Origin of the sequence: Micromonospora sp. NPDC005174, assembly GCF_040608495.1 — a bacterium.
In the GTDB taxonomy this organism is placed as follows: Bacteria; Actinomycetota; Actinomycetes; order Mycobacteriales; family Micromonosporaceae; genus Micromonospora.
In genome coordinates, this window is the sequence record NZ_JBEXIJ010000009.1 from 138,755 (window position 1) to 151,407 (window position 12,653).

10 protein-coding genes are annotated in these 12,653 nt (G+C 71.9%); 4 read left to right on the forward strand and 6 right to left on the reverse strand.

The window, feature by feature from the left end; all coding sequences use genetic code 11:
- Positions 1-130 precede the first annotated feature (130 nt).
- From ABZU91_RS13385 to ABZU91_RS13405, 5 genes are all read right to left on the reverse strand, one after another.
- Positions 131-3,706 carry an adenylate/guanylate cyclase domain-containing protein gene (locus tag ABZU91_RS13385; RefSeq protein ID WP_355238659.1) on the reverse strand — a complete coding sequence of 1,192 codons (3,576 nt, stop codon included), beginning with the start codon at positions 3,704-3,706 and terminating at the stop codon, positions 131-133.
- Positions 3,703-4,533, reverse strand: a complete 831-nt coding sequence (locus tag ABZU91_RS13390; RefSeq protein WP_355238663.1) for an MBL fold metallo-hydrolase — start codon at positions 4,531-4,533, stop codon at positions 3,703-3,705. Before ABZU91_RS13390 ends, ABZU91_RS13385 begins: the two co-directional genes overlap by 4 nt.
- Positions 4,534-4,647: 114 nt before the next feature.
- Positions 4,648-5,109: a RidA family protein gene (locus tag ABZU91_RS13395; protein WP_266247012.1), complete on the reverse strand. Its 462-nt coding sequence runs from the start codon at positions 5,107-5,109 to the stop codon at positions 4,648-4,650.
- A gap of 55 nt (positions 5,110-5,164) precedes the next feature.
- Entirely contained in the window at positions 5,165-5,320 is a 156-nt protein-coding gene (locus ABZU91_RS13400; RefSeq protein ID WP_007466198.1) for a DUF4177 domain-containing protein, read from the reverse strand.
- A gap of 44 nt (positions 5,321-5,364) precedes the next feature.
- Positions 5,365-5,838 carry a hypothetical protein gene (locus tag ABZU91_RS13405; protein ID WP_355238667.1) on the reverse strand — a complete coding sequence of 158 codons (474 nt, stop codon included), beginning with the start codon at positions 5,836-5,838 and terminating at the stop codon, positions 5,365-5,367.
- A 779-nt stretch (positions 5,839-6,617) separates the two neighbouring features.
- Here ABZU91_RS13405 and ABZU91_RS13410 point away from each other — a divergent pair.
- Genes ABZU91_RS13410 through ABZU91_RS13420 form a run of 3 tightly spaced genes read left to right on the forward strand, consistent with a single transcriptional unit; the run spans position 6,618 to position 9,409 of the window.
- Entirely contained in the window at positions 6,618-7,199 is a 582-nt protein-coding gene (locus tag ABZU91_RS13410; protein ID WP_355238850.1) for a hypothetical protein, read from the forward strand.
- A gap of 26 nt (positions 7,200-7,225) precedes the next feature.
- The gene (locus tag ABZU91_RS13415; protein ID WP_355238670.1) at positions 7,226-8,203 is read left to right on the forward strand and encodes an ArsA-related P-loop ATPase; all 978 of its coding nucleotides are present in this window, start codon (positions 7,226-7,228) and stop codon (positions 8,201-8,203) included.
- Between the two features lie 54 nt (positions 8,204-8,257).
- Positions 8,258-9,409: an ArsA-related P-loop ATPase gene (locus ABZU91_RS13420; RefSeq protein WP_355238673.1), complete on the forward strand. Its 1,152-nt coding sequence runs from the start codon at positions 8,258-8,260 to the stop codon at positions 9,407-9,409.
- Positions 9,410-9,415: 6 nt separating this feature from the next.
- On the opposite strand, the gene ABZU91_RS13425 is transcribed toward ABZU91_RS13420, so the two are convergent.
- Positions 9,416-9,736: a WhiB family transcriptional regulator gene (locus ABZU91_RS13425; protein WP_355238676.1), complete on the reverse strand. Its 321-nt coding sequence runs from the start codon at positions 9,734-9,736 to the stop codon at positions 9,416-9,418.
- A 402-nt stretch (positions 9,737-10,138) separates the two neighbouring features.
- Here ABZU91_RS13425 and ABZU91_RS13430 point away from each other — a divergent pair, with 402 nt between their 5' ends.
- A complete protein-coding gene (locus ABZU91_RS13430) occupies positions 10,139-12,574 on the forward strand; it encodes a transglycosylase domain-containing protein (RefSeq protein WP_355238679.1) in 2,436 nt (811 codons plus the stop codon).
- Positions 12,575-12,653 lie beyond the last annotated feature (79 nt).

A 12,653-nucleotide genomic window follows, 5' to 3' on the forward strand; every position in this document is an offset into this window, starting at 1 on the left:
GTCACCACTGTGGACCACCGCGCGGTGGTGACACGCTAGCCGCTCCCCGGGCCAACCACATCCCCAGAACCGCCAAAACCCACCCAACTCCCAAACCCACCCACCCCGCACTGCGGTGCGAGAGGCCCGGTCAGGGGGTCAGGCGTTCCTGTAGGGCTTTGGCGGCCAGTCGTTCGCTGCGCTGTTCGGTGGCGTACGCCAGGCGGACCGCCTCGTCGGCGCAGGAACGGGCCTCGGCCGGGTAGCCGCAGGCCGCCAACGCCTCGGCGAGCACGCTCGCCGCGATCACCTGACTGCGTACGTCCTCCGCAGGTGCGGCGACCGCCCGTCGGGCCCAATCCAGCGCCTGCTCCCGCTGACCGTGGGCGAGCAGCGCCGACGCGTACCGGGCCATGGTCTGGCGGCGGGACAGGAGCAGGGAGGGCGCGTTGGCGGCGGCCGTCGCCACGGGCGCGAGCAGTCCGACCGCGGTCGCCGGGTCACCGGCCGCCAGTCGGGCGGTGGCCAGCAGCACCCGGGGCGCGACCTGCGCCGGCGCCTGCGGGTTGTGCGGTTCGACGGCCGTCAGCACCGCTCGGGCGGCCTGCTCGGCGGTCTCGTGGTCGCCCATGTCCAGCGCCACCGAGCCGCGCAGCGTGCCGGCCATTCCGGTGAGCAGCGGGTGTGAGGTCTGATCGGCGTACGCCAGGGCGTCGGTGAGCAGGTCGGCGGCGTGCTCCGGCTCGCCCAGCCCACGCGCCACGACGGCACGGACCACCAGCGCGAACCCGCGCCCCCAGTCGTCGGAGGCGACGGCGAACTCGCGGTACGCGCGGCGGGCTTCCCGGTCCGCCTCGGCCAGCTCGCCCAGCTCGGCGGTGGCGAATGCCGCGACCGCGCGCAGCGTGCCCACCGCCCACGCCTCGCCGACGCGCTCGCCGAAGGGCAGGAAGACCTGGGCCAGGCGGCACGCCTCCTGCAGCCGGCCGGCGAGCAGCCGCGCGAAAGCGGTGGTGCCGCGCAGCCACGCCCGACCGTACGGGTCCTTCAGTTCGGCGAAGAGCCGGGCGGCCCGGCCGAGCACCGCGTCGGTGCCGGCGAAGTCACCCCGGGTGGTGGTCACCCACGCCAGGTTCTGCAGCGACCAGGCCTGCCCACGCCGATCCTGCGCGCCGAGGCTGACCTGGTACGCGGCGGCCAACCTGCTGCTCGCCTGGCTCAGTCGACCGGCCACGAAGTCGCCCATGCCGAGCCGGCGCATGGCGGACGCGCGCAGCGTGGGCAGCCCTCCGGCGGTCGCCACCTGCAACGCCTCCTGCCAGGCGGCCTCCGCCCGGCCCTGGTCACCGAGGGTCTGCTGGGCCTGCCCGGCGAGCAGCAGCGCGCTGGCCCGGGTGGCGTCGTCCCCCGCGTTCGCGGCGATCTTCTCGGCGAAGGCGAGCGCGTCGACGACCCGACCGATCTGTAGCAGCGCGCGAGCGTGCACCACCCGGTCGATCGCCGGCACCCCGTCGCGGGACAGCTCGCTGGCGCGTTCTGCGTACTCGACGGCGAGTGCGGGCTCCCCGGCGGACAGCGACCGGCGGGCGGCCCGGCCGAGCGCGGCAAGACCGAGCGGGACCACCGCACGGGCCGGCGCGTCCGGTCGCAGCTTCACCGCGTCGGCGAGCGCGGCGGCCCGCTGGACGTGGGCGGCGACGAAGTCGTCGCGGGCCTCCTCGGTGAAACCACCCACCGCGCTCGTCGCGGCCCCCTCCACCGGCGCGGCCCAGCGGGCCAGCACGGCGTGCCGCTCGGCCAGTTCGGCCTTGCTCACCCCGGCGTACGCGGCCTCGCGCATGAGCGGGGTGGCGAACGCGTATCCGGCGCGGGTGCGGTGCAGCATGCGGCGTTGCAGCAGCTCCTCGACGGCGCGGTCGAACTCCACGGCGACCACCGCCGACGGTCTGCCGTCCCGGCCGGCCCGCTGCTCACGAAGCGCTTCGAGCGAGCCGGTCGGCACGGTGTCGCCGACGACGGCGGCGTCGCGCAGCACGGAGCGGGCGTCCGGTGGCAGCGCGTCGATCCGGGCGGCGAGGACGGCCGCGAGGTCCCGGGAGAGCAGCCGGCTGCCCAGCGAGCCGGGTACCAGCCGCCAGCCGGACGAGTCCTGGCCCCGCGTGCCGGCGGCGGTGGTCAACGCGCCGCGCTCGATCAACAGGGTGACCAGCTCGGCCAGGTAGAACGGGTTGCCCTGGGCGGTGGCGAGCAGCCGGTCCGCGTCGGCCGGCGGCAACTTCCCGCCGCCGAGGTAGCTGGTGAGCAGGCGGGCGGCGTCGGCACCCCGCAGCGGCGGCAGGGAGTGCACCTCGGCGTCCGCGACGCGGGTCAACGCACCGGCGGTACGGACCAGTTCGGGGCGCCCGAGCAGCAGGACGAGCACCGGACCGGTCAGTCGGGACAGGGTCAGCCCGAGGGCGCTGATGGTCTCGGCGGTCGCGTCGTGCAGGTCGTCCACCACGATCACCAGCGGCGCTTCCGCGGCGAGCCCGCTGAGCAGGTCGGCCACCGCGTTCGGCACCGCCTCGGCGTCGGCGGCGGGCGCGCCCCACTCGCCGTTGTCGGTGCCGCCGTGCGCGGGCAGTTCGGCGTAGCCGAGCAGGGCGAGCAGTTGGTCGTTGGCGATCGGTGCCGTCTCGCCGGTGCGGGCGAGCCGCTGACCGAGTCGTCGCAGCCGCTCCTCCACGGCCGGCCGGGTCAGCGCGGTGGCCGCGTCGCTGGGCAGACCGACCGCGGCGCGGACCAGGTCGGCCAACGGTGCGAGCCGACGCCGCTCACCGAAGGCGGCGCAGCGCACCGACAGCACCCGGGCGCCGGTGTGCGCCGCGTACCGGCCGGCGCCCACGTCGTACCCGGCCGCGAGTCGCTCGACCTCGGCGGCGAACCGGGACTTGCCGATGCCCGCCTCGGCGGTCATCAGCAGCACACGGGGATCACCCTGGTCGATAACCTCGGCGAGCCGGCCGGCGACCCGCCCGATCTCGGTCTCCCGACCCACGTAGGGCGCCTCGTCGCCGAGACCCGAGCGGGTGCCCGGCGCGTCCAGCAGGCCCAGCAGCTCGTACGCCTCGACCGGCTCGCGCTTCCCCTTGAGCCGCAGCGGGCGCAGCGCCCGCCACGAGGCGACGTGTCGGGTGGTGGCGGCGGTGCGTCCACCGGCGTAGACCGCGCCCACGGCGGCGGCGTCGGCCAGCCGGGCGGCGGTGTTCACCGTGTCGCCGATGACCGTGTACTCGATGGCGGCCTGGATGCCCGCGATGACGTCGCCGGTGTTCAGGCCGACCCGCAGGCCGAGCGGCGCGCCGCCACCGCGCTCGTCGTCGAGCACCCGGCGCACGGCCCGCTGCATCGACAGGGCGGCCCGCACGGCCCGTTCGGCATCGTCCTCGTGCGCCACCGGGGCGCCGAAGACCGCCATGATCCCGTCGCCGGTCAACTTGTCGACGTGCCCGCCGAAGGTCTTCACCGCGCCGGCCAGGGCCGCGAGCACGCGGTCGGTGACCGCGCCGACGCGTTCCGGGTCGAGGTCCTCCGACCAGGAGGTGAACTCGGAGAGGTCCCCGAAGAGAACGGTGACGACCCGACGCTCGGCCGCCGGCAACGTGGCGGCAGCCGGCAGCGCGGCACCGCAGTTGTGGCAGAACCGTGCGCCGGGGACAGCGACTGTTCCGCACACCGGGCAGGTCACATGTGCTCCAACCCACTGACCCCCGGCGCAGATTCCCCGGTGTCGACACCCAGATACTCCAACTGGGCACGTACCGACCATTCCGCCGCCCACCAGAGTGAGCGGTCGACGTCCGCGTAGACGGCCGCGACCACGTCGGTGGGCGTCCGCGCGCCGGCGGCGACCGCCGCGCGGACCTGGTCGAGCCGGGCCCGGCGGTGGGCGAGGTAGAACGACGCGGCGGCGGCGCAGTCGGCCAGCGCCGGGCCGTGTCCGGGCAGCGCGGGAATTCCAGAGTACGCGGACAGCAACTCCAGGCTGCGGAGGTAGTCGCCGAGGTGCCCGTCGGGGTGGGCCACCACGGTGGTGCCCCGACCGAGGATGGTGTCACCGGTGAGCACCACCTGCTCGTCGTCGTGCTCGACCAGGAGGCAGACCGAGTCGGCGGTGTGCCCGGGGGTGGGCAGCAGCCGGATGCCGAGGCTCTCGTCGAGCACGGTGTCGGCGCTCAACGGCGTCCCGCCGGTGGTGTGCGCCGGGTCGGCGGCGAGCACGGGTATGCCGCCGAGCATCGCGCCGAGCCTCGGGGCGCCCTCGGTGTGGTCCGCGTGGCCGTGGGTGATCAGGATCAGCCCGATCGGGCCGTGCTCCGCGATCCGCTTGAGGTGCCCCTCGTCGGCCGGCCCCGGGTCGACCACCACGGCGTACTCGGCCCGTGGTGCGCGCAGGACCCACGTGTTGGTGCCGTCGAGGGTCATCGGCCCCGGGTTGGGCGCGCGCAGCAGCGAAACCCAGGTCGGCAGCTCCTCGGCCAACGCCGCTGCCGCCCCCGTCGAGTGCCCGCTCATGGCAGCGATCGTACGACGCCGCCCCCCACTCCCCGCGATCTTGCACTTCCTGCTGTTCCTTCGTACCTTTTCACGGCATTCGTCGGGACAGAAAGTGCAAGATCGCGGGCGGGGTCAGGCGACTTCGACGATCAGTTCGATCTCCACCGGGGCGTCCAGGGGGAGTTCGGCCACGCCTACCGCGCTCCTCGCGTGACGGCCGGCCTCACCGAAGACGGTCCCGAAGAGATCGGAGGCACCGTTGATAACCGCGGGCTGGCCGACGAACCCGGGGGCCGAGGCCACGAACCCGGTCAGCTTGACCACCTTGACCACGTTCTCCAGGCCGACCAGCGAGTCGACCGCCGCCAACGCGTTGAGCGCGCACCGCTGGGCGAGATCCTTCGCCTGCTCGGCGGAGATCCCGGCACCGACCTTGCCGGTCGCCAGGAGCTTGCCCTCGGCGATGGGCAACTGGCCGGAGACGTACACGTGCTGCCCGGACTGCACCGCCGGCACGTAGCTGGCCACCGGAGGAACCACGTCGGGCAGCTCGAGACCCAGCTCGGCGAGCTTGGCGTGGGGACCGTTGCTCATCGCGTCACCTCTTCGTTCGCGATCGCGGAACGTCGCAGCGAGGGACTTCCCGCGCTCACGCCTTGGGCCGCTTCAGGTACGCCACCAGCTGATCCGGATTCGGGCCGGGGACCACGGCGACGAGTTCCCACCCGTCCTCACCCCAGTTGTCGAGGATCTGCTTGGTCGCGTGGACCAGCAGAGGGACCGTGGAGTATTCCCACTTCTGCATCGCTGGAGGGCTCCCTCATGGTGCGGACTTCGTCGAGGCACAGCCTACGGTCCGCTGGCCGGGCGAGGCGCGGGACGCTGCTCCGGCGTGGCCGGCAGCTCTCCACAGGGCCCGTCGTGCCCGTACCCCTGGGGACAGCGCGAACGGTCGGGCAGCAACAGGTCGCAGAAGACCCGGTGCCTGTTGTTCTGGTCGTCCGCGTTGGACACGGTCGTCTCACCGGCGTCCAGCTCCGGCAGGAAGCCCAGCGACACGGCGACCCGGTTGGCCAGCACGGTCGCCGCCGCCAGGTCGGGCACCCGGATCGGCAGGTGGATGACGAAGCCAGGCTCGTCGTCGTCCCGCAGTCGGTTCGACGCCCGGGCCATGTCCGGCGGTTCCGGAACCCGACGGTACGACCGCTCGTTGATGGGCAGGTTGCCGAGGTGCCCACCGGTGAACTCACCCGCGGACCCGAGCCGCCGCTGCCGGTCGTTCGTCGGAAACTGGGTGCGAGGGATGTTGTCCGCGTCGCGCATGAACTGCCTCCGGTCGTACCTCTCGGATCACGCTTCCGGTCGGGATCAACCAACCGTTCCGGTCCCCCGCACCGGGACGAAGGTAGGTCCGCGGGTGCGGTTAAGCCAACAGGGCGCGCACGATCAGTCACCCAGAGTCACATATTTGACAGACTGTGGGCAGGAATCCCGACTGCGGTGATGTCACTGGTCGCTTCTCCGGGTCGATTGATGACGTACGGCGCGGTAGGGGCGACACCGAACCCACGGCTGGCCGCTACCCTTCCGGTCGGACGGTCGCGCAGCGCCCGGCCGCCCGCTCGATCTCGCTCGGCGCCAGGGGTGGCGGCCGGGCGCCGCACCCCCGGGGGAACGAGATGACCCAACCGCCCAGCGGCGACCAGGCCGGCCCGCGCGCTCTTCCGCCGGCACACCCCGACGCCGTCGGCCAGCCCGAGGCGCAGGCCATCGAAGGGCAGTCCGGCCAGCCGGCCTCCACGGAGGAATCCGGCGCGCCGACCGGCCAGGAGCGATCCTCCGCGCCGAGCGCCCCAGGTCAGCCGGCCCTTCCCGCCCAGCCCGGCCCGCCCACCCAGCTCGGTCAGCCCGTCGGGTCCGGCCAGCCGGCTCTCCCCAGTCAGCCGGCCCTCCCCAGCCGGCCCGCCGAGTCCGGCCCGCCGACCCCCGCTGGGCAGCCCGCCTTCCAGGGCCAGCCGGCCTTCCCCGGGCAGCTCGCCGGGTCCGGTCAGCCCACCCCTCCCGGTCAGCCCGGGGCGGGGGCGCTTCCCGCGCAGCCCGGAATTCCGGCCCAGCCCGCCCCGCCCGGCGGTGCCCCGCAGACCGAGGACCCGGCCGGTACGTCTGCGGCCCCCGTCTCCCCGGGCGCGATCCCGCCGCCACCGCCGGGCTACCCGCCGTACGCGGGCACCGCCGAGCCGAAGAAGAAGCGCGGCCTGCTGATCGCGCTCATCGCGCTGGCCGTGATCATGGTGCTCTGCGTGGGCGGTGGTGTGGTGACGTTCCTGACCCTGCGCAACGCCGAGTCCGGCAAGGGTGCGAAGGAGCCGGCGGTCGCCGTGGACGAGTTCCTCACGGCCGTCTACAAGGACCGGGACGCCACCAAGGCCGCCGAGCACGTCTGCGCCGCCTCGCGCGACGACAAGAAGATCGCCGCCAAGGTGGCCGAGGTGCAGAAATACGCCTCCGCGTACCAGAACCCCCGGTTCAAGTGGACCACCCCGAAGGTCGACAACCAGACCGGCGACCGGGCCACCGTCTCCACGCGGATCACCATGACCACGGCCGACGAGAAGGTGGCCGACCAGGACCTGCGCTTCACTGTGGTGCAGAAGACGGGTTGGTGGGTCTGCGAGGTCGCCTAACCCGTCGCCCTGGATAGGCTCGACGGGTGCGTGCACCTGAGCGGCCGTCCGACCCGGCCGGTACCGGATGGTCGGCCCGCCTCCACGTCGTGACCGGCAAGGGCGGCACCGGCAAGACCAGCGTGGCGGCGGCCCTGGCCCTGGCGCTGGCCGCCGGTGGCCGGCGCACCCTGCTGGTGGAGGTCGAGGGCCGGCAGGGCATCGCCCAGCTCTTCGGTCTCGACCCGCTGCCGTACGAGGAGCGGCACCTCGCCGACGCGCCGGGCGGCGGTGAGGTGCGCGCGCTCGCGGTGGATGCCGAGGAGGCCCTGCTCGAGTACCTGGACATGTTCTACAAGCTCGGGGCGGCGGGGCGGGCGCTGCGCAAGCTCGGTGCCATCGACTTCGCCACCACCATCGCTCCCGGGCTGCGGGACGTGCTGCTCACCGGCAAGGTGAAGGAGGCCACCACCCGCACCTCGGGGCAGCGGCGCGCGTACGACGCCGTGGTGCTGGACGCGCCGCCGACCGGTCGGATCGGCCGTTTCCTCAACGTCACGGCCGAGACGGCCCGGCTCGCCAAGGTCGGCCCGATCAAGACCCAGAGCGAGGGGGTCTCCGCGCTGCTGCGCTCCCCCATGACCGCCGTCCACGTGGTCACGCTGCTGGAGGAGATGCCGGTGCAGGAGACGGTGGACGCCATCGCCGACCTGACCTCCCTCGGCTTCGGCATCGGGAAGGTGATCGTCAACGGCGCCCGGCCCCCGCTGTCGGCGGGCCCGGCGGTCACCGCCGCGGAGCTGCGGCGCGGCCTGGTCGCCGCCGGACTGCCGGCGGATCAGGACATCGTGGCCGGGTTGCACGACGAGGCACGGGACCAGCTCATCCGGCGCGAACTGGAGGATTCGCTCCGCGCCGACCTGGTGGAGCTGGGGCTGCCGATGGTCGAGCTGCCGTTGCTACCCGACGGGGTGGATCGGGCGGGTCTCGCGGCCCTGGCCCAGGCCCTCGTCAGCGCCGATTGACTCACACCTGAGCTCAGCACGGGCGCGTGGACCGACGCGGCCCGATACGCTCGAATGGTGCCTTCCGAAGACGCGGCGCCGCAGCTGGACGTCGACCAGATCCTCGCCGACCCGGGCGTGCGGATCGTCGTGTGCTGCGGTGCCGGCGGAGTGGGAAAGACGACCACCGCCGCGGCGCTGGCGCTGCGGGCCGCCGAACAGCACGGCCGCCGCACGGTGGTGCTCACCATCGACCCGGCCCGCCGGCTCGCCCAGTCGCTGGGCCTGACCGAGCTGGACAACACGCCCCGGCAGGTCAAGGGCATCGACGTCGAGGCCAGCGGCGGAGAGCTGCACGCCATGATGCTGGACATGAAGCGCACCTTCGACGACGTGGTGCTCCAGCACACCGACCCGACAAAGGCCGCGGAGATCTTCGCGAACCCGTTCTACCAGGCCATGAGCTCGACGTTCGCCGGCACGCAGGAATACATGGCGATGGAGAAGCTGGGCCAGTTGCACGCGCGCGGCGAGTGGGACCTGATCGTGGTGGATACTCCGCCGTCCCGCTCGGCGCTGGACTTCCTGGACGCGCCGGCCCGGCTCTCCCGCTTCCTCGACGGTCGGATGCTGCGCCTGCTGCTGGCACCGGCACGCAGTGGCGGGCGGAGCATGTTCAGCCTGGTGACCGCGTCGTTCGGGATGTTCTCGAAGGTGGTGCAGAAGGTGCTCGGCGCGCAACTGCTCACCGACCTGTCCGGCTTCGTGGCCGCGCTGGATTCGATGTTCGGGGGCTTCCGGCAGCGGGCCGAGCAGACGTACCGCATCCTGCAGGCGCGGGAGACGGCCTTCGTGCTGGTCGCGACGCCGGAGCCGGACGCGGTCCGGGAGGCCGCCTACTTCGCGGGCCGGCTGCGCGAGGAGAAGATGCCGCTGGCCGGCCTGGTGCTCAACCGCGTGCACCGACCGGTGGTTCCGCAGCTCGACGCCGAGCGGAGTCGGGTCGCCGCGGAGCGGCTGGCCGAGCTGGGTGGGCACGAGGCCACCGCCGACGTGCTGCGGGCGCACGCCGCGCTGGCTCGTCAGGCGGTACGCGAGCAGCAGGTCGCCGCGCGCTTCACCGAGGCGTTCCCGGCGGTGCCGGCGGTGTCGGTGACGGCGCAGCCCGCCGACGTGCACGACGTCGACGGGCTACGGACGATCGGCGCGGCGATCAGCCGGTCGTGATCGGCATCAGGTTGCCGAGGTGACCAGGATCTTGTCCTTGCCCGCCTTGTCCTTGCTGTTCTTCTTCATCGCCGCCTCGAACATCTTGCGCCAGCTCGTCACCTGGGGGTGACGACGCAGCAACGCCCGGCGTTCGCGTTCGGTCATACCGCCCCACACACCGAACTCGATCCGGTTGTCCAGCGCGTCGGCCAGGCACTCGTACCGAACTGGGCAGCTCCGGCAGATCCGCTTGGCCACGTTCTGTTCGGCGCCCTGTACGAACAACGCGTCCGGGTCCCCGTTCTGACATGCCGCCAGCGACGGCCAGTCAGTGATCATGCCCATGTGTACTCGTCCCCCCTTGCAGTACCTACCGACCTCGTTGCACGGCAGCCGGCAATTCCCCCCGATCGCCCGGCCCGCCTTCCCCAAGGCGGCGCGGACGACATGTGGCGCTGTCGCCGCCATCATCATGCTCTGTAGTCGACCGATTACGCAACGTTGTCGGCGAAATCCATCATTCCGGACACTCCCGGCTTCCCGGGCTCTCGACCGCCGGTTACCCCGCCGAGGTCGGCGAAAACGCTGCGAGGTCTCCGCCGAACGGAGGAGACTCACGCCAGTCACACGCAACCTCGTACCGGGGGTCATGCGTTTAGCACAACGAGGGCAGCGCGCGCAGGAAATGGGGAAAGACGCCCAGGCGCCCCTCGTTCCCTACTCGCGTACCATGCCGAGGTGACCTGGATGCGGAAACGTGACCACAATGTGCTGACCAACGCCGCATCGCTGCTCATATGTGGCCTACTGGCCGGCGTGGTGGTCGCTGCGGCGGCCTTCCCCGCGGTGGCGATGTCCGGACTGGCCGCGAAGGCCGGTGCCGAGACATTCGGCAACCTGCCCACCGAGCTGACGGTGGCCCGCGCGCCACAGATCAGCTATCTGCTGGCTTCGGACGGCAAGACACCGCTGGCGACGATGTACGACGAGAACCGCCGCGACGTGAAACTCGCCGACATCTCGCCGTACATGATCAAGGCCATCATCGCGGCCGAGGACCACGACTTCTACAAGCACAACGGCGTCGACATCAACGGCGTCGCCCGCGCGTTCGTCAACAACCAGAGCGAGGGCTCCGGTCGTCAGGGCGCCTCGACGCTGACGATGCAGTACGTCCGGCTGGCCATCGCCTACTCGGCCACCCACCCGGCCGACGTGGTCGCGGCGACCGAGGACACCAGCGCCCGCAAGCTCCGTGAGATGCGGCTGGCGTTGCAGGTCGACAAGGAGTTCTCCAAGGACGAGATCCTGACCCGCTACCTCAACCTCGCCTCGTTCGGCAACGGCGCGTACGGCATCTACGCCGCCAGCCAGGTCTACTTCGGCAAGGCGCCGAGCAAGCTCAAGGTCGAGGAAGCCGCGCTGCTGGCCGGCATGGTCAAGGCCCCGACGACGAACGACCCGACCACCAAGAGCGGTTACCCGTTGGCGTTGGACCGCCGTAACTACGTCATCCAGAACATGGTCGACACCAAGGCGATCACCCAGCAGGAGGCGGACGCCGCCAAGGCGGTCAAGCTGAAGGTGCAGGACAAGCGCACCCCCAACGGCTGCGTCGCGACCAACGTCAACAGCTGGGGCTTCTTCTGCGACTACTTCTACCGCTGGTGGATGCAGCAGGAGACGTTCGGCTCGACCTCGTACGACCGTGAGCGGCGACTCAAGAGCGGTGGCTACACCGTCATCACGTCGATCGACATCCAGGCACAGAAGGCCGCCGACAAGGCGGTCCGCAAGGCCAAGAGCGAGAACAGCAAGGAAGCCGCCATGGTCGCCGTGGTCGAGCCGGGCTCCGGCCGGGTACGGGCGCTCGCGGTGAACCGGCAGTTCAAGCTCGACGACCCGAAACATCCGAAGAACAAGATCTCCAGCGATCCGGCGAAGAGCAAGAGGGGCATCAAGGGCAACTACCCGGCGACGGTCAACCCCCTGCTCACCGGCGGCGACGGCATCGCCGGCTACCAGGCCGGCTCGACGTTCAAGATCTTCACGATCGTGGCCGCGCTGGAGAAGGGCATCCCGCTCAGCTACTCGATGAACGCGCCGCAGCAGTTCAAGTCGGAGTACATCATCGACAGCAGCAGCCCGGCGGCCTGCCCCGGCACCCACTTCTACTGCCCGACCAACTCCGGCAAGAAGGCCGGCGGCGTGCAGAACATGTGGACCGCGTTCGCCCAGTCGGTCAACACCTACTTCGTGCCGCTACAGCAGCAGGTCGGCGCGGAGAACGTGGTCGACGTCGCCAAGCGGGCCGGCATCCAGTTCCGGGCCAGCAACGACGCCAGCTTCGCCGCCACCAAGGACGCCGCCCACCAGTGGGGCGCCTTCACCCTCGGCGTCTCCGCCACCACGCCGCTGGACCTGGCCAACGCGTACGCGACTCTCGCGGCGGACGGCAAGTACTGCGAGCCGATCCCGGTGCAGGAGATCCGCGACCCCGAGGGCAAGAAGCTGGACATCGCCAACCCGCGCTGCGAGAAGCGGTTCAGCACCGACGTGGCCCGCGCCGCCGTCGACGCCGCCCGCTGCCCGGTCGGCGACAACTCCAAGACCAGCAAGTGCGGCAGCAGCCGTACCGCCTCCGCGGTGAAGGGCATCGTCGACGCGCCGGTGGCCGGCAAGACGGGCACCACCGACTCGGAGAAGACGGCCGCCATCGTCACGATGACCAAGCAGTACTCGGTGGCGGGCATCATGGCCGACCCGGACTGGCCGCAGACGAACGTCAAGATGAAGCACTCCGAGAAGGACGGCATCAACCCGCCGGTGTACGAGACGCTGCGGGACGCCATGAAGGGCAAGCCGCGCATCAACTTCGAACCCCCGGGCCAGAAGATCTCCGAGGGTGACCAGCGCAGCATTCCCGACGTGAAGTGCCAACCGGTGGACACCGCGAAGTCCCGGATCAAGGGCGCTGGCTTCGAGCCGGTCGTCTCCGAGGCGAAGGTGGCGTCCAGCTGCCCGGCGGGCACCGCCGCCGGCACCAGCCCCGACGGACGCACCATCAAGGGCGGTGTGGTCACCATCCAGGTCAGCACCGGCGCCGGCGGCACCCCGCCGGGCAAAAAGCCGGGCCAGCCCGGCCTCCCGCCCGGCCAACCTGGCAACCGTCCGGGCGGCTGAGGCACCGACGGCACACGCGAACGGGCGGGCACCCTCTGTGGGGGTGCCCGCCCGTTTCGACTGGTGGAACCCGAGCCGC

Excerpts from the sequence above, each read along its gene's own strand:
- ABZU91_RS13390 (WP_355238663.1), bottom strand. The coding sequence starts at position 4,533 with ATGAGCGGGCACTCGACGGGGGCGGCAGCGGCGTTGGCCGAGGAGCTG.
- ABZU91_RS13395 (WP_266247012.1), bottom strand. The coding sequence starts at position 5,109 with ATGAGCAACGGTCCCCACGCCAAGCTCGCCGAGCTGGGTCTCGAGCTG.
- ABZU91_RS13400 (WP_007466198.1), bottom strand. The coding sequence starts at position 5,320 with ATGCAGAAGTGGGAATACTCCACGGTCCCTCTGCTGGTCCACGCGACC.
- ABZU91_RS13405 (WP_355238667.1), bottom strand. The coding sequence starts at position 5,838 with ATGCGCGACGCGGACAACATCCCTCGCACCCAGTTTCCGACGAACGAC.
- ABZU91_RS13420 (WP_355238673.1), top strand. The coding sequence starts at position 8,258 with ATGGTGCCTTCCGAAGACGCGGCGCCGCAGCTGGACGTCGACCAGATC.
- ABZU91_RS13425 (WP_355238676.1), bottom strand. The coding sequence starts at position 9,736 with ATGGGCATGATCACTGACTGGCCGTCGCTGGCGGCATGTCAGAACGGG.
- ABZU91_RS13430 (WP_355238679.1), top strand. The coding sequence starts at position 10,139 with ATGCGGAAACGTGACCACAATGTGCTGACCAACGCCGCATCGCTGCTC.